This window comes from Pseudanabaena sp. SR411 (assembly GCF_002251945.1).
Lineage (GTDB): Bacteria > Cyanobacteriota > Cyanobacteriia > Pseudanabaenales > Pseudanabaenaceae > Pseudanabaena.
On sequence record NZ_NDHW01000036.1, the window covers coordinates 24,806 to 46,093 of the forward strand.

20 protein-coding genes are annotated in these 21,288 nt (G+C 39.3%); 16 read left to right on the plus strand and 4 right to left on the minus strand.

Annotation, left to right across the window (positions count from 1 at the left end; translation table 11 throughout):
* Positions 1-19: 19 nt before the first annotated feature.
* Entirely contained in the window at positions 20-166 is a 147-nt protein-coding gene (locus B9G53_RS27080; RefSeq protein ID WP_176453050.1) for a hypothetical protein, read from the minus strand.
* 141 nt (positions 167-307) lie between these two features.
* Here B9G53_RS27080 and B9G53_RS01590 point away from each other — a divergent pair, with 141 nt between their 5' ends.
* From B9G53_RS01590 to B9G53_RS27085, 11 genes are all read left to right on the plus strand, one after another.
* Positions 308-2,122, plus strand: a complete 1,815-nt coding sequence (locus tag B9G53_RS01590; RefSeq protein WP_094528569.1) for a CHAT domain-containing protein — start codon at positions 308-310, stop codon at positions 2,120-2,122.
* 14 nt (positions 2,123-2,136) lie between these two features.
* Entirely contained in the window at positions 2,137-3,009 is an 873-nt protein-coding gene (locus B9G53_RS01595; protein ID WP_094528570.1) for a hypothetical protein, read from the plus strand.
* 62 nt (positions 3,010-3,071) lie between these two features.
* Positions 3,072-4,856, plus strand: coding sequence for a VWA domain-containing protein (locus B9G53_RS01600; protein WP_094528571.1), 1,785 nt, complete (start codon positions 3,072-3,074; stop codon positions 4,854-4,856).
* A 129-nt stretch (positions 4,857-4,985) separates the two neighbouring features.
* Positions 4,986-6,362: a hypothetical protein gene (locus B9G53_RS01605; protein ID WP_094528572.1), complete on the plus strand. Its 1,377-nt coding sequence runs from the start codon at positions 4,986-4,988 to the stop codon at positions 6,360-6,362.
* Positions 6,363-6,424: 62 nt separating this feature from the next.
* Entirely contained in the window at positions 6,425-6,802 is a 378-nt protein-coding gene (locus B9G53_RS01610) for a hypothetical protein (protein WP_094528573.1), read from the plus strand.
* Positions 6,803-6,964: 162 nt separating this feature from the next.
* On the plus strand, positions 6,965-7,384 hold the full coding sequence (locus B9G53_RS01615) for a DUF4019 domain-containing protein (RefSeq protein ID WP_094528574.1): 420 nt from the start codon (positions 6,965-6,967) through the stop codon (positions 7,382-7,384).
* A 53-nt stretch (positions 7,385-7,437) separates the two neighbouring features.
* Positions 7,438-8,616, plus strand: coding sequence for an amidohydrolase family protein (locus B9G53_RS01620; RefSeq protein WP_094528575.1), 1,179 nt, complete (start codon positions 7,438-7,440; stop codon positions 8,614-8,616).
* 34 nt (positions 8,617-8,650) lie between these two features.
* Positions 8,651-9,853 carry a hypothetical protein gene (locus tag B9G53_RS01625; RefSeq protein ID WP_094528576.1) on the plus strand — a complete coding sequence of 401 codons (1,203 nt, stop codon included), beginning with the start codon at positions 8,651-8,653 and terminating at the stop codon, positions 9,851-9,853.
* Positions 9,854-9,955: 102 nt separating this feature from the next.
* Entirely contained in the window at positions 9,956-10,966 is a 1,011-nt protein-coding gene (locus B9G53_RS01630) for a hypothetical protein (protein ID WP_141211673.1), read from the plus strand.
* 391 nt (positions 10,967-11,357) lie between these two features.
* Positions 11,358-12,236, plus strand: a complete 879-nt coding sequence (locus tag B9G53_RS01635) for a prohibitin family protein (protein ID WP_094528578.1) — start codon at positions 11,358-11,360, stop codon at positions 12,234-12,236.
* A gap of 56 nt (positions 12,237-12,292) precedes the next feature.
* Positions 12,293-12,463: a hypothetical protein gene (locus B9G53_RS27085; protein WP_176453051.1), complete on the plus strand. Its 171-nt coding sequence runs from the start codon at positions 12,293-12,295 to the stop codon at positions 12,461-12,463.
* A 41-nt stretch (positions 12,464-12,504) separates the two neighbouring features.
* Here the strand turns inward: B9G53_RS27085 and B9G53_RS01640 are convergent, their stop codons facing one another.
* Positions 12,505-13,893, minus strand: a complete 1,389-nt coding sequence (locus B9G53_RS01640; protein ID WP_094528597.1) for a folate/biopterin family MFS transporter — start codon at positions 13,891-13,893, stop codon at positions 12,505-12,507.
* Between the two features lie 353 nt (positions 13,894-14,246).
* Here B9G53_RS01640 and B9G53_RS01645 point away from each other — a divergent pair, with 353 nt between their 5' ends.
* Genes B9G53_RS01645 through B9G53_RS01655 form a run of 3 tightly spaced genes read left to right on the plus strand, consistent with a single transcriptional unit; the run spans position 14,247 to position 17,288 of the window.
* Positions 14,247-14,861 (plus strand): nucleoside triphosphate pyrophosphatase, encoded by a 615-nt coding sequence (locus tag B9G53_RS01645; protein WP_094528598.1) that lies wholly within the window; start codon positions 14,247-14,249, stop codon positions 14,859-14,861.
* Complete coding sequence (gene menD / locus B9G53_RS01650; protein ID WP_094528579.1) at positions 14,858-16,666, plus strand: 2-succinyl-5-enolpyruvyl-6-hydroxy-3-cyclohexene-1-carboxylic-acid synthase; 1,809 nt, start codon at positions 14,858-14,860, stop codon at positions 16,664-16,666. Before B9G53_RS01645 ends, menD begins: the two co-directional genes overlap by 4 nt.
* Before the next feature lie 52 nt (positions 16,667-16,718).
* Positions 16,719-17,288 carry a Uma2 family endonuclease gene (locus B9G53_RS01655; protein ID WP_094528580.1) on the plus strand — a complete coding sequence of 190 codons (570 nt, stop codon included), beginning with the start codon at positions 16,719-16,721 and terminating at the stop codon, positions 17,286-17,288.
* 119 nt (positions 17,289-17,407) lie between these two features.
* Here the strand turns inward: B9G53_RS01655 and thiO are convergent, their stop codons facing one another.
* Positions 17,408-18,439 carry a glycine oxidase ThiO gene (gene thiO, locus B9G53_RS01660; protein WP_094528581.1) on the minus strand — a complete coding sequence of 344 codons (1,032 nt, stop codon included), beginning with the start codon at positions 18,437-18,439 and terminating at the stop codon, positions 17,408-17,410.
* 54 nt (positions 18,440-18,493) lie between these two features.
* Complete coding sequence (locus tag B9G53_RS01665) at positions 18,494-19,144, minus strand: class I SAM-dependent methyltransferase (protein WP_094528582.1); 651 nt, start codon at positions 19,142-19,144, stop codon at positions 18,494-18,496.
* Positions 19,145-19,410: 266 nt separating this feature from the next.
* On the opposite strand from B9G53_RS01665, the gene B9G53_RS01670 reads away from it, so the two are divergent.
* Both B9G53_RS01670 and B9G53_RS01675 read left to right on the plus strand, forming a co-directional pair.
* Positions 19,411-20,442, plus strand: a complete 1,032-nt coding sequence (locus tag B9G53_RS01670) for a chlorophyll a/b binding light-harvesting protein (protein ID WP_094528583.1) — start codon at positions 19,411-19,413, stop codon at positions 20,440-20,442.
* Positions 20,443-20,479: 37 nt separating this feature from the next.
* Positions 20,480-21,286: a Crp/Fnr family transcriptional regulator gene (locus B9G53_RS01675; RefSeq protein WP_094528584.1), complete on the plus strand. Its 807-nt coding sequence runs from the start codon at positions 20,480-20,482 to the stop codon at positions 21,284-21,286.
* Positions 21,287-21,288: the final 2 nt, after the last annotated feature.

Genomic DNA, 21,288 nt, shown 5'->3' on the forward strand with positions numbered 1-21,288 from the left:
TTAACAAATAAATACTCCCTTACCCACCAGAAGTGATTTGCGAGGCTTCGCGCCGCCAGTCACTTCTTACTTTTTTGTTTTGTTCTAAGTTTAAGTTTTGTAAATTACTGCGTAAGTTCTTAGTTCGAGCCTGATAGGTAGCTAAATAGTTGCATTTGTACTGCATAGTTCAGCGATCGCTAGAGCTATTGTTAGTCAAACAATAATTTTGAATTAGCTTTTTATATTTACAAAGGTAATTTAATGACAAATCTAAATAAAACGTACATGATAATTTTGTAGATATTTTGATGGAGCGATCGCCATTATGGGGAAGCTAGTAACCCTAAAATTTAATGACGGTAATTTTGAACAAGGATTTTCTGTAACGATTCAGATCGGTCAAGAAGGAGTCCAACCTTCATCAGAGATTTCCGCAGTTCTACCTCCATCAACTGATTTACCCAAGCTATACGATGCTTGGCAATCTATCTATTTGGCAATAGGAGCGCCAACTCGCCTTTCTGCTGATGCGAATGCTGTTACCAACGTTTCCTTTATTGAAGATTGTTATGATGCAGCAGAAAAACTAGCAGAACAGTTAAATGAGTGGCTACGATCGCAATCTTTTTTAACAGCAAGAGAATTACTATCAGACAATATCCAAAGAACAGATGAAGTGCGCGTGCTTTTGCAATCGGGAAATCCTTATTTGCAGAAAATGCCTTGGCATTTGTGGGACTTATTTGACCGCCGCTTTACTAAATCTGAAATTGCGATCGCTGCTCCTGCCTACTCCAGTATCGAACCTGTCAAAAAACACTCTGACAAGATCCATATTTTGGTAATTCTCGGTAATAGCGAAGGTATTAATGTGGATACCGATCGCACGATGCTAGAACAATTACCAAATGCTGAAGTAACTTTATTAGTGGAACCGAAGCGGCAACAACTGAACGATCAATTGTGGCAACAGCAATGGGATATTCTCTTTTTTGCGGGGCATAGCTCTACACAGGAGGATATCGGTCGGATCTATATTAACGAGACTGAGAGTTTAAGGATGGAACAGTTGCGCTATGCCATGAGGACTGCTGTATCCAATGGTTTGAGATTAGCAATTTTTAACTCCTGTGATGGTTTGGGCTTGGCGCGATCGCTATTTGACTTGCATATTCCCCAAGTGATCGTGATGCGCGAACCGATCCCCGATGAAGTAGCCCAGAAGTTTTTGCGTTACTTTCTCGAAGACTTTTCTAGTGGAACCTCATGCTATTTGTCAGTCCGTCGAGCAAGAGAGCGCTTGCAAGGGATTGAAGATCGCTTTCCCTGTGCGACATGGTTACCGATTATCTGTCAAAATCCCGCCGAAACACCTTTAACATGGTCGATTCCTAAGGAGGAGAAAGTGACAAAACCTCTAACAGCAACACCGCAACAATCAATCCCAGTAATATCGTCAATGCTAGAAGTACCATCGCCAACACCGCCTAGTCGGAGTAATAAAAGGACAAGGCTATTCCAATTGCCACAAACTTATATGCTTTTGGCAGGAACGGCTTTGGGTTTGGCTTGTTTTATAGCAATACTACGCCCACGTCCGATTGTGATTGCTAGTGGTGGTGCGATCGCGGCGATTGTATTTGGTGCGTGGGCATGGCAAATCAAGAAGGAATTCGCTTGGCTGAATGAAAATAATTTGCTCGATCGCTATGTATTTGCCTCAAAACTGGATGCATTGGAACGCAAATCTCTCGCTACTGGAATGCAGTGGCGCAGAGCGAAAGCATGGGCAAGGGAGATTCATGCTTATGCTGAAAAAATAGTTGAGAAGGAGCCAGACTTGACGGTAGATATCTTAGAGACTTTGATCACTGTTTTGGCTTTAGCGGGACAGGTTGCTGAGGCGATCGCTACTATCGGTCAGGTGAAGTCTGATAACTATCGTGTGGTCGCGCAGCGACGGTTACAAGCAAGTTACGATCGCCTCCAAGCTACTCATGAACTTTTACAAAATTTACAAGATCAAGTTCTGTTGCTTTCGCTAGATCGCAATAGTTCAAGTCTCAAAATGGAGCTTCCTGCTCAGTTAAGACTGGCGATCGACACAAATAAAATCACTTTACAAGCAAATGAAATTTAAAAAGGATAAAAGTTATGTCCATAACTGTTATTAGTCGCACAACAAAAAAGCTAATTATTCAAAGTCCATCAATTTCTGAGAGTATAAAATTTATCATCTCACTTATCTCTTCTACCATCTTTTACATTTGTATTATTTTAATAGGCTTAACAAGTAAATTCAATGTACTAGATCAAGCAAAAATAGATTGCTATCGAAATGAAGCAGAAATATCTTGTTCTCTAACTGGATCTAATTTGTATAGAAAAGTTGAGAAAGTATTTTCTACTAAAAATGGAAATATCATCAAAGAAGCTCAAACTAAGCCATATTCTTCTGAAGACAATGAAGCTTCACTGATAATTAAAACAACTAGAGAAGAGTTTATCCTTTCCACACAAAGAGAAATCGTACATGAACAAGAAGTTAAATTAAATACATTCTTGAGAAATACTACAATGGCTGAGTTGAATATTACTACTAGCTATAGGAATTCGAATCTACTATGGCTAGCATATCAAGCTTTAGCGGTAATTTTATTTTGGAAGTTTTTTGGCATAGATCGTTTATTTATAGATATTTTTAGTTCTGTAAATTATATTTTTGATAAAAGCAATGGAGAATTAATAATTCAGAAAGCTTTTTGGAAATCCCTACCAAATAATCCACCTACTAATATCCCACTTCATAAAATTAAAAAAATTTATTTGCAGGAGAAAAAAAATTATTCGGATGGTGAACTAATTGTTCAAGATATAAGAATTTCTCTTTATGGTAACTCAAAATTGTTGTCTATCAACCTTATGGTTTCAAATAATGTAGAGCTAAATGAAGCACATAAAATTGCTAGTTTCATTTGTGAATTCCTGCAACTTGAACCCTATAAAGCAATAGAAATTCCACCCTAAACATTTTAAATTACATTATCATCGACGAAAATACTAAATTTTTAACTAGTGATAACAAATTTATGTTTGCCAATATCATCAATAAAATTTCAAATAAGCTACGTGATCGCCTGTTTAAAAAGCTCAAAACTCTGCGATCGCTTTGGTTTGCGATCGGGCTGAGCCTGACATTAATTGTAGCTTGTGGAACGATAAAAATTGACTCTTTTGAGACGGCAAGCAAAGCTATTCAAAATGATTTTCTACCTAAAATTAAAATCGAACAAGCATTAGTTTCTGATTCGGCGGCAGCGCGATATTCCACTGATAGCATTAAAGAACCTCTACCAAAGATTGAAGACTTCCCTCTGTATGGCGCTCAACCGACCAATGACACTAAACAGGTTTATGTAGAGATTTTTAGCTCTGCCGAAAAAGCTAATGCTCAAAAGCAAGATGAACGCTGGCTCGTTGATGTTGCCGAGGCTTTTAATGCTAAAAACCTTACAACAGGCTCAGGACAGATTATCCGAGTCGGGATTCGCAATATTGCCTCTGGCTTAGGCGAAAGGTTGATTGCATCTAAAACATTTAAACCTGCTGGTTTCAGTCCATCCAACGATTTGTGGGTCGAAATCCTCAAAAGCGACGGTATTCCAACCAAACAGATCGCCCCAGTCTTACAAGCCAATGGAACTGGCTTTGCAGTAAGAGGCGACATTTACCAAGAACTAGCTAAAAGCGGAGAAGTAACTTTCGACCGCTTGCTTGATGCTATTACTACAGGCAAGTTGTCTATTGGCTATCCCAATCCTTATTCAAGTTCAACTGCACTCAACCTACTCTATACAATTCTTTGGAAAGCCGCAGGACACGATCGCGATAAGCAACCACTAACAGTACAAGACTTAAAAGTTCCCCAAGTTAGTTCTGTATTTGATGCTTTTCAGAAGCAAGTGATTGTCACATCAGTGACAACTCTAGAACTAAAAGATATCTTTGTGCGTGATCAACAAAAAATGCAAGCCTTTCCCCTTGATGGTGTTGCTTTTACTGCTCTGAAAAAGCTGCCAGGATTTGAGCAAGTTGCCTATATTCCTTTTGGATTACCTCATAATGCGCCTTTAGTTGGCTTTGATTGGAATACACCTGATCAGCAAGAAGCACTCCAAAAATTTGCTGAATTTGCAACTTCGGAACCTATGCAGAAACTTGCGTTTGCCACTCCTGAAGTATTGGAATATATCAAACGCAAGAACTTGCCTGCTACCCCCTCAGGAGAAGTTCTGAAGACAGCGCTCACTTTTTGGAAGCAACGCAAAGATGGTGGACGTACTGTTTATATGATGATGGTAATCGATACCAGTGGCTCAATGGCTGGTGCGAGAATACAAGCTGTGAAGGAAGGCTTACGAATTGCTACTAAAGAAATCAATGCTGGCAATCAGGTTGGTTTGATCACTTTTAGCGATCGCGTCAAAAATATAGTCAACCTATCTCCCTTTGATGCTTTGCAGCATAAGCGTTTACTCGCAGCGATCGATGCTCTCGAAGCTGATGGTAATACTGCTCTTTATGATGGTGCGATCGCAGGTTTAGCCCCTCTCATGGAACGACGCAAAATTGATCCTACAGGAGTCTTTCGCTTGCTCTTGCTAACTGATGGTGAAGTAACTTCAGGACTTAAATTTGAGGAGGTCAAGGATCTAATGAGGTTTAGCGAAGTGAGAATTTATCCGATCGCCTATGGGGAGGTTAACCAGCAAGAACTAAAAGCGATCGCCGCTCTACGGGAGTCTACAGTCCAAGTTGGCACACCCCAAAACGTCCAGAACCTACTTAAGGAAATCTTCCAAACTAATCTTTAAGAGAAAAGAATTTGGATTTCTATCCGTTATTGATTTCGCTGACTTTGGATAGAGATTAAGAAATTTTTACTCCTCTAAAAATTAGATAAATTTCAAATATTCTTACTAATTAGAATCAACTAGAAAGTTATGACAACCCAACAGACAGAACTTTTTCAAAGAATTCAAAATTTTGATCTTGATGATATTGATGCGAAGATGCCGTTTAGTAAACGATTGGCAAGAGACAATGGTTGGACAATTCAATATACACAAAGAGTAATTGATGAGTATAAAAAATTTGTATTCTTAGCTATTGTGTCAGATCATCCAGTTACTCCATCAGATGAGATCGATCAAGTTTGGCACTTGCATTTGCTATATACCCGATCTTATTGGGATGACTTTTGCCCAAATATCCTTCAGCAAAATCTACATCATCATCCGACTAAGGGTGGAACAAATGAACGAATCAAATTCAATAGTTTTTATAATAAAACTTTAGCAAACTACCAATTATTCTTTTCTCAAGTTCCACCATCCGATATTTGGAAAGCCTCTCACATCCGCTTTGGCAAAGATGTCAATTTTGTCCGAGCAAATACTCAAGAAAACTGGATTTTACCAAAACCACACTTCCCAATTGACTTTGATAGTTTAAAGCTAAATTATATTGTTAATTTCCTTTCAATTTTTCTCGTTAGCTTGATTAGCTTCAGCTTGCCAGTATTTGCTCAAAGGTCAGGCGTAGGAAATTCATTTGCAAATTCTAGTAATTTATATTTATTGCTAGGTGACATCACCTTAATTGTCGCAACATTCTTACTTTTATTGTTTTTTCAACTTAATACAAAACTCATGCCACACACTTTAAATTTAGGAAAATTCTGTTTAGTTCTCTTTATCTTAAATGCTATGGGATTAATCTTTGGTATGTTTAACTTGTCAGGATATGAATTTCTAGCTTTTTATTGTGTATTAATAGGAAATGCATTTGTCTTCGATATATCAATCACTCAATGGATGAAAAGCAAATTTTCTATTACTCCAGAATCAAAAGACAATACCGATCTTTCTTGGGAAGAGTATATAAATAACGAAGGAAATATATTTGAAATTGGATGGATAGATGTAACTTTCTTAGTTACTTATTGCCTATATATATTAGGTGCTATAAGAACTTATTTCGGTTTGAGCAATGGAAAACCCATAATTTATATAAGTCTTTTAGCTTTATTTGTAGGAGCATACATTTTATGGATAAAATTCGTTCGTACTCCACCCAAAAACAAACTATTTTCTGCTTTTATTCATATTACAGTTTTTGTTTCTAATTTGTTCTTATTTCTAATTATTGCTTTAATTACTGTCTCAAAAAATCCTATATATTTGCTAATACCATTTATGGGTTTAATTTTAGTCCTAACTGTAATTACTTTGCGTAGTAATAGTAGCTCTAGCAGTAAGGATAAATCTGGCGATGATGGTGGATGTTCTGCCTGTGGAGGATGTGCTGGGTGTGACTAGATAACTTTATATGAAGTATTAAAAACTAACAAGCAAAACTTTTTAGACTAACCTGTAAATCAATGAATAAACTTAATCGTAAAGTTGTAACTACACTCGGTTTGGGATGGTTAGGATTTGGTCTTGTGGGTGGTGCGATCGCCTTTGGTTTACCTCCTATGCAAATTACCGTTCTCATTGATCGCAGTTTTTGTCCTCAAGATAAATGGCAAGCGATCGCCTCTACTTACAACGATCTTTATCAACAGCACCAAAATCGCGACCTACAAATTAAGGAAGTAATTCTCTTCAATGATCTTGGACAAGAGGTACTTTCTGGATTGCCTTCACCTGATAGCGTGCGATCGCTCAATACCTATGGGCGATCGAATCAAGAGCGACAGAAGCAACTGCTATCTACCTACCCACAAGCTAAACTTCTCTCTTGTCAATCTCCATAAAAAATTTTAGAAAGTTCGGATGAGCAGCGCTTCGCGCCGTCCATCCTCTAGAACGGGAATATTCTTTTCCTTGCTGCAACACTGTTGCATAACTGCCTGATTCTCAGAGATATAAGAATTATGCCAGTTGAAAAATTTTAAATAAGGTTGGAGAAGTTCGATATGTACAAACAAATATTTCGCTCACTATTTATTCCCATCCTAGCAACAATTTTGCTATCATCTTGTGCTTTTTGGAATGGGCTATTGAAAGGAAAAGAAATTGCGGAGAGTGCTGTTGTAGAATTCCACAATCGACTGAACGCTCAGCAATGCAGTGAAATCTACGAACAAGCAGATAATCGCTTCAAGCAACAACATGAAAAAAATGCTGCCCTTAAGGCCTGTAAAACTATCCATGAGCGTCTGGGAAAGGTCAAAAGCTCTAACTTATTAGGATTTAATATCGAGTCCACACCTACTGAAACTTTAGCAACTCTCACATACAACACTGAGTTTACCCACGTCACTATCTCCGAAGAGTTTGTGCTAGTCATCGAAGGAGATAAAGCAAGAATCGTAGGTTATAACCTGATGCAGTAGTCGTTTCAGGATTCCGCTAGTAAAAAAATAAAACCGATCAGTGGAGTTAAAAAATGCTTTATTTAAAGAGATATAAACTTTCCTTAGTTGCTTTTTTGTTCTCGATTTTATTTGTGATTTCCTTGTCGTTTTCGGCGATCGGCAAAGAAGATCTCACTCAAGGGACAAGCCAAATCCTATTTAATGATTCCCACTTTCATTTGACCAACTATATTCAAAAAGGAATTAAAATACGCGATTTTCTCAATCTGTTGGGCAATAAGGTTAACAGAGTAGCAATATTTGGAATTCCCCTTCAACAAAAATGGGACTACTTCGTTGATGGTAAACGCGCTCCAGACTATTATTTACTCTCAGATACAGAGCTGTATTACTATTCTTTAGTAGATGCAATGATTGCCCAAGAATATCTCAAGTTATCTCCAGAGCAGCAAAAGCATTTTGACCCGATGATTACGGGTTTTAATCCTACAGATATGTATGCAACTGCTCATATTATCCGAGTTTTAAAGATGTACCCTGGAGTTTTCTCTGGAATTGGTGAATTCACAATTCATAAAGAGTTTGTCAGTGATAAGGTTGGTGGGCATACAGCAAGTTTGACTAATCCAGCTTTAGATCGAGTTTTTGCCCTAGCTGGTGATATTGGATTGGTAACTTTAATCCATTGTGATATTGACACTGTTCGACCCATAACAGGAGATAGACCCGCCTATTTTGATAATCTTAAAACCCTCTTTAAGAACCATCCAAAAACATCAATTATCTGGGCACACAATGGTTTAGGGCGTATTGTTGCACCTAGAGGAAATCATCTAAATTTACTAGAGGAGATCTTAAAAGATCCAGATTATCAACATGTCAACTTTGATATTTCTTGGGATGAAGTAGCGAAATATTTTGTAAAAGAACCAGAAGCTACCCGTGCCTTTGCAAACCTCCTCAATAAGTATCCCGATCGCTTCTTGTTTGGGACAGATTCCGTTGCGCCTAAGAATGAGGCAGCTTACTTTAAAACTTATAACGATTACAAACCCTTATGGGATTTGCTCAATGAAGAGGCTTCATTTAAGGTCAGAATTGGCAACTATCAGCGAATTTTTGATGAGGCAAACTCTAGAGTTAGAGCATGGGAGAAAGATCAAATGGATAACGTTGACTCTAAGTTAGAAATTCAACAGTCACTTCCTATCCCTAAGGCAGTTTTTTCTAGTAAGCACCTAGCTAGTTGAATTGAAATCAACACTTTGACGAATCAAAAATATCATGAAAATCCTTGAGCACAGTTCTAAAAGACTAGTCATCTATAGCCGACCGATAGCGCTATGGCTAGCTTCTGCATTATTTCCTATACTTGGAATTGTAGTAGGAAGTTCTTTTCTGGAAATCACTTCTTTTAACTGCAAACGAAGTGAACCATATATTAGCTCTTGTCAAACATTTGTTATTCAAACAAGACGCACTCAGATAATTAGTATTGAGGTCAAACAAAATGAAGGTGTGTATCAGCTTAAACTAACTACTACCGATCAATATTTAGAATGGTTTAGTTTAGTTTTTTTTGTGTTTTGGATGGCTCTTAGTTTGTATTTATTTTTAAAAGTAATTCAGACTAGAACTTGTATCTTTGATAAGACTACTAATCAATTAACAGTTGAAATCAAGGGCTTATTTGGCAAGAAGACTGCTGAATACCCACTCAATGAAATTATAGATGTTGTTATCAGTGGAGGTGGATTCTCAATTAATGAAATTCCCACAGAACCAGTAGATTTAATTTTAAGTTCAAGTAAAAATGTTTCAGTTTATATCAGTTTAGACACCAATATTCCTAGTAAGTGGTATCTAAAAGCTCACGAAACTGTAGCTTTAATTCAATCATTTTTAGGTTTAGCGACAGACACTAGCATCCCTCAAGAGTTGCTAACTAATATCCACACCCAAAAGATTCAATCTATCAGAATTATCAATTGTTCTGGCTACATCATCGCTTTTGGCAATATGCCTGTCAAGTATAGTGATGCAAGCAATATTTGGGGAGTTCGGCAGATATCTTCTATTGGAGATATTCCCGTCAAGTATAAAAAAGTTGGCAAATTTGTCTCTTCTCAGCAAATTATTTCGATAGGTGATATCTCCATCACATATAGCACGAGTCTTTGGCGATTTAAGCCTTGTATTTATTTCATTGGTGACATGGCTGTTCAATACGATTATCAGGGACGGATTAATTCTATCGGTGCTATGGGTATCCAATACCAAGACGGTCTATTAGGTCGCATAACTGCCATTGGTAATATGAATGTTCAAACCGATTCGTATGGACGGATCGTTGAGATTCACTGTAATAGCGGCTTTAATCTCAAACAATTTGTATCTTTATTTTTAGTAACCTTAGCTTCAAACACGAATAGATATGGAGAAGGAGGCGGAGGAGAAGGAGGCGGAGGAGAAGGAGGCGGAGGCTAAAAGCGAACAATTTCTATAGAATGTCAAACTATTATTGAATTTTAACAAACTACATTCAAAAAGGTAGGAACAAAGCTAGTTCACAAGAAATAAACTTACATTATGAATATACTTGAAAATAATTCTAAAAGACTCGTCATCTATAGTAGCCGATCAATGGATTTAAATAACCATTCTAGAATATGGTTATTTTTAGTTGCTTCATTGGTTTTAGTAGGAAGTTATGGTCTATTAGTATGGCTAATTTATAGTTTGTATTTAATTTTTTTAAAAGCTACTCCGACTAGAACTTGTAAATTTGATAAGACAATTAATCTATTAATAGTTGAAACAAAAGAATTGCTGAACACAAAAGTTGACAAATTTCCTCTCAGCGCAATTTTAGATATTGTAATAAGCGATACTGGAAACTCATTTAACGGAATCTCTACAGAAGGTATTGATGTAATTCTAAATTCGGGAGAAAAGCTATCAGTTAATATAGATTCAGATTTTAGTAATTGGCACCAACAAGTTCAAGATACTGTTGATTTAATTAAAATCTTTCTAGGTTTTTCCACTAAAATTGATGGTATCGAAAAGTTTCAGATTAATAGTTCTGATAAGACTTCTAGACTTTGTAGAATTGTCTATAGATCTAAATTTTGGCTAGGCGACTATATCACTTCTATTGGTGATATGCATGTCAAATATGATTTTTGGGGACATGTCACTTCTATCGGTGATATGCCTGTCAAATATGGCAGTAGTTTTTTGGTGCATGAGCATATCATTTCTATTGGTGATATGTCTATCAAATATGGCAGTAGTTTTGGGGGGATATCTTTCAATTACTGCAGAGGAAGTCTTTTAGGTGTCGAGTATATCAATTCTATTGGTGATATGTCTGTCTATTACAGCTTTATTAATGGAGTTTTTTATATCACTTCTATTGGTGATATGTCTGTCAATTACGATCTTAGAGGGCATATAATTGCTATTGGTGATATGTCTATTCAGTGTGATTCGGATAGTCGATTAGTTGAAGTTCATAGCAGTAGTGGCTTTAGTAGCAAGCAATTCACAGTTTTATTTTTATTAGCCAAATTAAAAGAAAGACCTAACAATAATTAGCGACCCATCTATAAATCTCTAGATAGACCCAGTGATCGCATTTTTTGTCCTCAAGATAAATGGCAAGCGATCGCATCAGCTTACAACGATCTTTATCAAAAATATCAAAATCGCGATCTCCAAATTAAGGAAGTGATAACCTTTTAGCAGCTCTAAAATATACTACTGAGTTTAGCTACGTTAATGTTACAGAAGAGTTTGTACTGGTGGTCGAAAGTGATCAAGCAAAAATCGTAGGATACAATCTCATTCAATAGTCGTCTCAATCTCGATAGTTTTTGGATTGAAATTTGCAATCCAAAATAAAGTTCTGTAACAAAATGCGTATTTCATTTTAGTTTCAGTGAGAAGTAATTAGAAAAACATCAATTTGAAAAACTTTGAGGCAGTCATGTTTAGTATTAGGCTGGGTGAAATCCTTGGGTCGTTAAATAAAAAACGGTATTGGTTTGGAAGCATAATTTTTGTAGCTTTGACTGTAATTCTCCCTAAATCCTTTGCGGTGATTAATACAGGAGAGCGCGGCATTCTCGTAACCTTTAACAAGGTGCAAGAACTTGTATTAAATGAAGGTACTCATCCTATAGTTCCTTTTGTATCATCAGTCAGAGTTATGAATATCCGTATTCAAAGAACCGATGTTGAAGCCAATGCTCGCACAAAAGATTTACAACGAATTACCACAAAGGTTGCTCTCAATTGGCAAATTTCACCAGATAAAATCCAACAAGTTTATCAACAATTTGGGAATAATGAGGAGTTGGTAGCCAGAATTATCGCTCCTGTTTTAGAAGAAATTGTGAAGGCGCGTATTCCCGCAAGAAGTCTTGAGAAGAATTTGATCGAACGTACAGAGCTAAAACAGGAACTAGAAACAAAGGCGAAACAGAGATTAGAGTCCTATGGCATTCTAATAACCGATCTATCAGTTTTGAATGTCACTGCCTCTGATGAATTTAATAAGGCAACAGAAGATAAACAAATTGCCGAACAAAAGGCACTTTCTGACAAGATGGTTGCAGAACAGGAACTGCAAAAAGCAGACTTCGAGTCCAAAAAAGCAGCTAAAGAAGCGGAAACAGCGATCACACGTGCTAGAGGACAAGCAGAAGCCCAAAAGCTGTTACAGACATCTTTGAGTTCAGAAATTTTACAGAAACAGGCGATCGAGAAATGGGATGGTAAATTTCCACTGGTAATGTCTAGCAATGGAGCTTTACCCTTTATCAATGTCAATGCTCCCACTAGCAATCCTGAGCCAAAAAAATGATTTTTGCGATCGCTCTAATATAAAGTCATTCTAATTCCATCTAAATTAAAATTTAGATGGAATTAGCGATCACCTCGGCTTACAGCGACCTATATCAACAACACCAAAACCGCGATCTTCAAATTAAGGAAGTAATTCTCTTCAGTGATTTCGGTCAAAAAAATCTTTTAAGTCTTCCTACTGTCGAAACAATTCGTGCGCTATTGAGCAGGTCAATCGTCGTCTGAAGATTTTTAAGATTCTCTGTAACCATCATCGTTGTTTTGGCTTACGGTGTAAAAGGAGCAATTTCTTCCTTAATATTTTTCTCTTCGGGCAACCATTTTAAGAGTGGTAATGGCAAAAGACTGGTGAGATTAGCAATTAAAACTAATAACCATAAATTATCAAAATTAGATTCAGTAACGCCTAATAGATAGGTCAAACCTGCGCCTAGTTGAAAAGAACATAGCGCCGAAATATTCAACACTGACATTAACAATGCAAATAAAGTAGCCTCGATACCTTCAGGACATAGCCGCGCGGCTAATACTAAGACGGGCATAAAGGCAATCCGCCCCGCCACAGTCAAAATTAAGTTGTCACCAAGACTAAACCAGCGATCGTCAATACCTAGTGAACGGTTGGCATGGGTGACTAACAATAAACTGGTAAGTCCTAATAAAGTTGAGACAATAGTTGTCCAAAAGAATATTTTGCGGGTTGGCACACCTCTGAAAAAGCGCTGAAATAGCCATACACCTAATAGTCCCGCCCAACTTCCAACAAATCGAACTGTTCCAAGAAATTCAGGGTTAAAGTTCAGTTCATTGGTTGTGAAATAAAAGAAAGCAGTATCGGCACTTGGCGACGCTTGCCAACAGAACAAGAAAGCGGCTGGTAACCAAATCGCCTTATTTGTAAAGGCTTGACGTAATTGAATAAAGTTAAACTTGAGCGACATCCAGATCTGTGAATTTCGCGATAAGTTTTCTGGCTTAGTTGATGAACTGCCATCATTGGATTTATTGATCGGATCAGGAGCGACTATATAAATCGTAGACATGGGGTTATCCGCGATCGCAAAGGCGGAAATGCCCACCAAAAGAGGCAAAATCGCTGTGATTTCAAAAACGAATTTTGCGCCAAAATGCTCTAATAGATAGCCACTCAAATAAGCAGAGATAATTGCCCCGATTGACGAAGCAATCCAACTAAAGGACTGCAATGATCCTGCATCGCCTTCTGGTTCTAGTCTTGCGCGTTGGACAATCAGAGCATCGGTAATCGCATCAGAAAAGGCAAGTGATAAGGAACCAGTCGCAATCATGGCGATCGCCCAAAAGGGAGTCGCGACCCATGAACTCATGCTTACCCATGCAAAAATTCCTAGAAAACTTGATAGCAATAGGTAAGGGCGGCGACGATAGCCAAAAACAGGAAAGCCGTCAGAAATTAAGCCATATAAGGGTTTAACTGTCCAAGGCAACATCGTAATGCCAACCATTGAGGCAACTTCCGTAGGGCTAAGTCCTAAGTCATCCTTAAGGAAGAAACTTACGGCAAGTTGCGAAATTGCCATTGCTCCTTGCACAAAATAAATTATTGCGATCGCCCCCAACTCTAGGTCAAACGAGCGCCCTCGTAGTCTTTTGAGCCAGTCTGATTGGATTAGCACGATACGATTGCCCAAATATTAAGAAACTTTAATCTAAGTATATTTTAGTATCAATCTAGAAAAGTTGATAGCCATCGTCAGAAGACAATGCTGGAAATCACTAACTGATGTTAAGTGGATGGAATTTTTGCAATCATATTAAGTCTAGGGCTGGCACGGGGGCGCAGCCCCTACAAAATTTAAATTATTGGGGTAGGGGCAATCCCCCTGTGGTTGCCCTGTCATGCTAGTAGCAAGAGATTCATCATCTGAGTTCCAAGTAACATGAATCACTAACGAAAATACGGTAGGGTAAATAAGAGAAAACCTGACAAATATTTCTATCTTTTCTCTTTTTTACTTTGTTAGATCCTATGTCCAATCCCATTTTTGTCCTTGCTTCCGCTTCGCCCACACGCAAGAGCATTTTAGAAAATGCTGGTATCAAGCCAGTAATCAGAGTGAGTCACTTTGACGAAGATGCGATTCAGGTGAGCGATCCCACATCATTAGTAATGACCTTGGCGCAGTGCAAAGCCAAAGCGATCGCCTCAGAATTTATAGGACAGAATGCATTGATTATGGGCTGTGACTCGATCATGTACCTCAATGGCATGATTTACGGTAAGCCAGACTCTAAGCAAACGGCGATCGCCACATGGCAAAAGATGCGCGGCAATTATTGTGAACTCTATACAGGACATTGCTTGATTGATGCTAACAATGAGCGATCGGTTCTGCGATACGGAGTAACTAAAGTCCATTTCTCAGAAGTAACTGATGCGGAAATTGATAGCTATGTGGATTCGGGCGAGCCGCTATGCTGTGCAGGATGCTTTACTTTGGAGAAATTGGGAGGATTGCTAATTGATAAAATCGAAGGATGTCATACCAACGTCTTAGGATTGAGCTTACCGATCTTGCGGCAAATGTTAGCTGAACTAGGTTACAGCATTCACTTTAGTGCGAATGGAACTGTAATCAGATGAATACTGCCAATCGGAATACGCTCTGGGCAAGTATCGTTGCTGAAGAACTCTATCGCTCAGATGTCCGCACTGTGTGTGTTTCCCCTGGATCAAGGTCTACGCCACTTGTAATCGCTTTTGCAGAATTGCGCGATCGCTGTCCTGATTTTCAGATTTTGGTGCATATTGATGAGCGTTCAAGCAGCTTTTTTGCTTTAGGTTTAGCGAAGGTAAAAATGGCTCCTGTGGCGCTACTATGCACATCGGGAACAGCCGCAGCTAATTACTATCCTGCAATTATTGAGGCTTATTATAGTCAGATTCCCCTTGTGGTCTTGACTGCTGATCGCCCGCCAGAAATGCGTGATTGTGGCTCAGGACAGACTATCGATCAGATTAATATTTATGGAAAGCATGTTCGCTATTTTTTTGAAGTGGGGACACCAGAGATTCTCGGCTTTCGACTGCGTTATTTGCGATCGCTGATTAGTCGTTCTGTAAGCATATCTATGGGTAAAGGTGACAGCCCAGCAGGTGCAGTTCACCTTAACTTCCCCTTTGCCGATCCGATGCCACCCGTGCCTGTGGCTAATGATGTGCCAGAAGATTTAGCTCTCAGCAGTCCAGAAGCGATGTTTGGTAATCCATCGGGAGCCGCCTATAGTCAAGTCATTACGGGAATGCGATCGCTCGGTACAGATGCGATCGCGGCTATGGCAAATCAAATTATTAGTCATCCCAAGGGTGTATTAGTTGTGGGTGTGTATGACGCGCCCACAGATTTTTTAGATGCTGTCCGAAAACTCGCCAAAGCAACAGGTTATCCATTGCTGATCGAAGCCACAGGAGCGCATCGTCGGGATGAAATTGGACATTATGATAGTTTTCTGCGTTCGCCGAATTTCTCTAAGGCTCATGCTCCTGAAATAGTGATTCGTTTTGGAGCTATGCCTACCTCTAAAAGTTACATGCTATGGCTACAGCAGCATATTGGCTGTCAGCAGATCGTTGTCGGTAGCACCAATAGCGATCCAACCCATGGACTTACTCAAGCGCTAAATGTTCAGCCTGTTAGCTTTTGCTTGCAGTTAGCCAATTATTTAGAAAATTATGCTCAACCAATTTGGCAGGACAAGCAATGGCGCTTAGATTTTGAACTAGCAGAGAGTATCGCCGAACATGCGATCGCTGAATCTCTTGCAGAAATTGATGAATTATTCGATGGCAAAGTTTATGCAGAACTTGCTGAGATTTTGCCTGCGGATACTTATATCTATGTAGCTAGCAGTACACCGATTCGCGATCTGGATACATTCTTCCATAGCGATCGCCCGATTACAGTTTTAGCCAATCGTGGTGCAAATGGCATTGATGGAACTTTATCAAGTGCACTTGGTGCAGCGTGGGGATGTGATCATCCGATGGTTCTCATCTGTGGAGATTTAGCATTTTATCACGACCTGAATGGATTGCTGGCAGCTAAAAAATATAATATTTCTCTTACAGTAATTCTGCTCAATAATGATGGAGGTGGTATTTTTGATTTACTACCCATTTCCAAATTTGAAGATACTTTTGAAGAATTCTTCGGAACAAGTCATGGGCTGGACTTTGCACCGATCATCTCGGCATATAGTTGTGAACATATGCTCATTCAAGATTGGCAAGATTTTCGAGATCGCCTTACTAGTTCCTTGAGCGCTAAGGGAACACAAGTTTTAGAAATTAGAAGCGATCGCAAGCGTAATAAAGAAATCCATTTTGCGATTTGGAATAAGGTAATCGAAAGTTGCGATCGTAACTTTCGATTACTTGAAGGTCAGTGAGAAGCACTGACCTTCGTATATAATCAGAACAAAGTTGGGAGGCTAAAAACTCATGGTACTTGCAACAACTAAGCGCTACACCGTAGATGAATATCTCGAACTAGAAAAAAAAGCCGAGTTTAAAAGCGAATTTGTCAATGGAGATATCATACCTATGGCAGGAGCAAGCGCAAATCATAATAAAATCTCTCTTAATTTCTGTCGTCTTTTTCCATTGTCGATTCAAGAGCAGGAATATGAGATATTTATGAGTGATATGCGTCTATGGATGCCAGATCATAAACGCTATACTTACCCTGATGTGGTTGTAGTAAAAGGACAGCCAATTTTTACGGATGAGAAACAAACTGGAATTACTAATCCCTGTTTAATTGTCGAAGTTCTCTCTAACTCCACAGGAGAATATGATCGCGAAAATAAATTTAAGCTTTATCGCTCTATTCCTAGCTTTCAAGAATATATCCTTGTCGATCAAACTGACTATGGAATAGAACAATATGCAAAACAGGCTAATGGTAAATGGATTTTATCCGACTATGTGGGTGAAGATGCAATTCTGAAACTGGGATCAGTAAATTTTGAAATTAGTTTGCGAGATTTATACAAGCGCGTTACATTCTAGTAGCTAAGTCATCTTAAAAGAGGATTTGGAGACCAAATCCCTACATATCCGTAAATGTAGGGGCTTGGTCTCCAAGCCCTAATCTCAGCTTAAAAGCCACGCAAAGCATAGCTTTCAAGTTACTGTAAATAGATAGAATCGGTTATGCCATCAACCATAAAATCGGTGATTAGTTTAGCTGTAATTGGAGCAAAAAGAATCCCATTACGGTAGTGACCCGTTGCCAAAATTAGATTGTCATAATCACTAGCCCCTAGCAGTGGAACTTCATTAGGAGCATGGGGACGGAATCCCCACCATGTTTCAGTGATTTGCATATCAGCGATCGCAGGATATACGGTAATTGCTCTATTTAACAGTTGAGCAATGCCTGAGGCAGTGTTGCCCTGCGAGAAACCATTATCCTCAACTGTCGCACCGATCACAATGGTTCCATCTTGGCGCGGCACAATGTAGCAACTTGGCGCATAAATTACTCGTTGTAATTTACGATCACCATCAAATACTGAAAGCATTTGTCCTTTGATGGGCTTAATCGGCAAAGGCAGCAGTGATCGCGTCCAAGCGCCTGTTGCCAGAACATAGCGATCGCCTTGCAATTTACCCGCGCTAGTATCGAGATGCATCACTCGCTTTTGATCACGCACTATTTGATAAACTGCCGTGCCTTCTAGGATTTTAATTGAGAGCGATCGCGCAGTTGTTAATAGAGCTTGGGTAAGTTTGCGATTGTTAACCTGTCCATCTTCAGGTAACCAGAGAGAGCCTAAAATCGATTCCCCTAATCCAGATTGACGCTTGCGAGATTCTTCTCGGTTAATATATTTGGGGTGCGTAGAGATAACTTGGCGATCGCTTTCTTCTAAAACTGGAGCGATCATCCCACAACACCAGTAGCCGCAATCTTGCCCTGATAATCGCATTAAGTTCGCTATCCATTGCGGATACATTTCCCGACTGCGAATCCCAAATTCTAGGAGATCTCCCTCTAGTCGTTCTGCTTCAGGTGCAAGCATTCCCGCCGCCGCCCATGTCGCGCCACGTCCACAAAGATCACGCTCAACCACAGTTACATTTGCGCCTTTCTGAGAAAGGGCGATCGCTGTCGCTAAACCGATAATGCCACCACCAATTACTAAAACATCAGTCATTCCATTTCATCCTTCTATCTAGATATATATGCCATGCAAAGCTTGATATATATATCAACCACAACGAGTTGCTACTACAGCATAAAACGGATCGCTGCTAGCCATACCAAACATTGCTAAAAAAGGAGAACTAGGTCGTACATTAGCCACTAGCTCAGGACGGGAGAAACCTTTCGGCACAGAAGCAAAATACTTAAATACCAACTTAGTGCGATCGCTTTCTTCGCCATCCCGCCATGCTTGAATCGCCTTCTGATAAAACATCCGATTTGAGAAGCTAATAATTGCGATTCCACCAACTTTAAGAACGCGATGAATTTCGGCAAATACAGCTTCTGGATATTGCAAATACTGCACGGAGACGGTGTTTAACACGGCATCAAAGGATTGATCAGCAAAGGGTAATACTTGTTGCTGATTGAGATTTTGGACAAAATAATGATTTAAGCGCGGATTTCGAGACAATTCCTCAGCATTAAGTCCATGTCCCTCTACATGGCTAAATTCCATATCTTCGGGCAGATGCGATACCCAACTACTCATCAAATCAAGAATTCTTGTATTGGTTTGTAATCGCTGACGATAAAGCTCTGTCAATTGCTGAATAAAGCGATCGTCTACATGGGTGACAAAGCGCGGATAGTCATAGAACAGCGCATCATCAGAGTTATCAAGTTTTGTACGTTGTTCTGAGGCAAGTTGCATAGATAGTTAGCAAAAGAGATAAGAACTTAATCATACTCAAATTTGATAAGGGATCTGCGATTAATGAGGAACCCCCGTTTTGGTGGCGCGGCGAAGCCGCGCCACCAAAACAGCTATTGATTAAGTTATGTTAAGAATTTTAATGAAAGTAATTCTCAATAAAGGATTGTCTAGTAAGATTAGCGAAGTAAATTATTGAGAGTGATTCCTATTAGTTGCATCTCAAAATCTTAACTTTTGATAACTTATTGTTGAACTAGGTAGCTATGCAAATCTCTGAAAAACCTAACGTAAAATCTGATTGGTGGGCTGGGAATGCTCGTTTTGCCGATCTATCTGGTCTTTTTATCGTGGCTCATGTCGCTCAAGCCGCATTGATTGCTTTTTGGGCTGGTGCATTTACTTTGTATGAAATCTCTTGGTATCGAGCCGATCTGCCGATGGGTAGCCAAGGTCTAATTTTACTGCCCCATCTTGCTTCTTTGGGGATTGGTGTTGGAGAAGGTGGCACAATTATTGATAGTTATTCCTATTTTGTGATTGGCTCAATCCACCTGATCTCTTCCGCAGTTTTAGCGGCGGGAGCCTTGTTTCACCTCACCAAAACTCCCGCAAATTTAAAAGAACTTAAGGGCTTTGCCAAAAATTTCCACTTTGAATGGACTGACTCGCGCAAATTGGGGATCATCTTGGGACATCATTTGTTGTTCTTGGGTGCTGGTGCGTTACTGCTGACGGCAAAAGCGATGTACTGGGGCGGGCTTTACGATTCCACAATTCATGCTGTAAGGGTGGTCACCGAACCAACGCTAAATCCTCTAACTATCTATGGTTATCAAACCCATTTTGCCGATGTAAATAACCTAGAAGACTTAGTTGGTGGTCATATTTATGTAGGGCTGATGCTGATTGGTGGTGGGATTTGGCATATTGTCGTGCCACCTTTGGCTTGGGCAAAGAGAGTCTTGATTTTTTCTAGTGAAGCAATTCTCTCCTACTCCTTAGGTGGAATCGCACTAGCTGGTTTTGTTGCTTCCTACTTCTGTGCTGTGAATACACTTGCTTATCCTGTGGAGTTCTATGGCGAAGTTTTGCAAGTGAAGTTGAGTGTGATGCCTTTCTATGCTGACACTGTGTCTTTACCTTTGGGAGCGCATACTCCCCGTTGCTGGTTGGCTAATGCCCATTTCATTCTTGCCTTCTTCTTCTTGCAAGGACATTTGTATCATGCATTGAAAGCGATCGGTTTTGATTTCAGTCGTGTGAGTCGTGCCTTAAATATGGCGACTGCGGAATAAAAAATATTGCTCTCAAAGGTGTGGCAAAACCACACCTTTGAGAAGAAAAAAAAATCTTAGAGAACAAAATTATGGCGATGTTTCTTGGCAGTCTGCTTACGATCGCATCATTCACTTATCTGGTCAACTTTTGGGTGCTAATGTCCCTGATCCAGAGATAAATATACAGAGCTTTATAGAGGTTCAAGTCATGAATTCCACATTAGTTAAATTAGCTGACAACCATTTATCAATTCCGATCGCACCGCCCAAGGTTTTGCACCTTCTCAATCATGGACTTAAGAGCTATTGCTTCAAGCGTTATGAATATATTCCGATCCGTAGTGATCTACTGTGGCGGATTAAAACGGGAATTGTACGGACGCTGACTTGGGACGAAGAAGGGAATCAGATTGTCTTAGGACTATGGAGTGAAGGCGATATAGTTGGTAGTCTCATGTCAACTCTCGATCCTTATCAGATTCAATGTTTGAATGATGTTGAAGTAGAAATCTTGCCTTCGATTTTATGGGAACAGGCTTCTAGTGCGATTATTACCCATTGCCAACAGACACAACAATTACTGAGCATCGCCCACTGTCGCACTATTGATATCAAACTCAAAAAATTTCTGATTTGGTTGTCTAGAAAGTTTGGGAAACCATGCGATCGCGGAATCATGATCGATATCAAGCTCACCCATCAAGATATTGCCGATACGATTGGATCAACGCGAGTAACCATGACTAGAGCGTTGAATCAGTTGCGTGTTGAAGGTTTGCTCAGTTGGAAAAATCACTATTTGACATTGCATCAAGATATTCTCGAAAGCTGGCCCCCATCATTGTGGGAATCACGCATTTAGAT